Raw genomic sequence first — 1438 nt, 5'->3', positions numbered from 1 at the left:
GGCTCGCCGCCCGCCGCCCGCCGACGCCGACGCCGGCCCGGGCGTTCCGCGCTCGCGAGCGTCCGCGGCGCGTCCGGCGCGAGCGCGCGGCGGGCCGGGGAAGCTCCTCTCGCGCGCGCCCAGCAGCGATCCGGCGCTGGCACGGCCCCTGCTGAACGTCCGTGCATGCTGGTCCGCATCCGCTCCGGCGCCGTGCTCGGCGTGCAGGCGATCCCCGTCGACGTGGAGGTCGAGGCGACGCTCGGGATGCCGGGCTTCCACCTCGTCGGGCTCGCCACGGGCGCCGTGCAGGAGGCGAAGGTCCGGGTCGCCGCGGCGGTGCGAAACCTCGGCGTGAAGCTGCCGCACAAGCGGATCACCGTGAACCTCGCGCCGGGGGACCTGCGCAAGGACGGCACCGGCTTCGACCTGCCGATGGCGATGGGCGTGCTCGCGGCGGTGGAGGAGGTCCCCGCGGACGCGCTGGCGAGGGTCCACTTCGTCGGCGAGCTCGCCCTCTCGGGCGAGGTGAAGTCCGTCCGCGGCGTCCTCCCGCTCGCCATCGAGGCGCGCCGCGCGGGCGCGCTCGCGATCGTCGTCCCGCAGGCGAACGCGCTCGAGGCGTCGATCGTGGAGGGCGTGAAGATCCTGTCCGCGGGTCACCTCGGCGACGTGGTCGCCTGGACGCGCGGTTCGGCGGAGCTCCTCCCGCCGCCGGGGGCGGTGCCGGCGCCGCCCCCGGGCGTCCCCGTCGACCTCGCCGACGTGACGGGCCAGGAGAACGCGAAGCGGGCGCTGGAGATCGCCGCCGCGGGGGGCCACAACCTGCTCTTCTTCGGGCCGCCGGGCAGCGGCAAGACGATGCTCGCCCGCCGCCTGCCGACGCTCCTCCCGCCCCTCGCGTTCGAGGAGGCGCTCGAGGCGACCGTGGTCCACAGCGTCGCGGGGCTCACCCGCCACCGCGGCCTCCTCGCCGATCGCCCCTTCCGCGCGCCGCACCACTCGATCTCCGACGCCGGCCTCGTGGGCGGCAGCAGCGTCCCGCGGCCTGGCGAGGTCTCGCTCGCGCACCAGGGCGTCCTGTTCCTCGACGAGCTCCCCGAGTTCCGGCGCCACGTCCTCGAGGCGCTGCGGCAGCCGCTCGAGGACGGCGAGGTCACGATCGCGCGGGCCGGCCGGAGCGTCACGTACCCCGCCGAGCTCACGCTCGTCGCCGCGATGAACCCCTGTCCGTGCGGCTACCACGGCGACCGGCGGAGGCGCTGCCACTGCACGCCGCACGAGCTGCTCAGCTACCGGCGGCGCATCTCGGGGCCGCTGCTCGACCGGATCGACCTGCACGTGGACGTGCCCGCCCTCGCCACCCCGCTGCTCGGCGAGGCCGCGGCCAGCGGGCCGACGCGCGCGGAGGCGCGCGCCCGGGTCGCCCGCGCGCGCGCGGTGCAGCGGGGGCGCGCCG

At 77.5% G+C, this 1438-nt stretch carries 1 protein-coding gene; it reads left to right on the top strand.

All coding sequences use genetic code 11. The annotated features are described in order from the left end of the window. Nucleotides 1-165: 165 nt before the first annotated feature. A partial coding sequence (locus MNZ39_RS24020) for a YifB family Mg chelatase-like AAA ATPase (RefSeq protein ID WP_242341601.1) occupies nt 166-1438 on the top strand: 1273 nt, incomplete at its 3' end.

Source organism: Anaeromyxobacter sp. SG66, assembly GCF_022690805.1.
Taxonomy (GTDB): domain Bacteria; phylum Myxococcota; class Myxococcia; order Myxococcales; family Anaeromyxobacteraceae; genus Anaeromyxobacter; species Anaeromyxobacter soli.
This window is presented reverse-complemented; position numbering and strand designations above follow the sequence as displayed.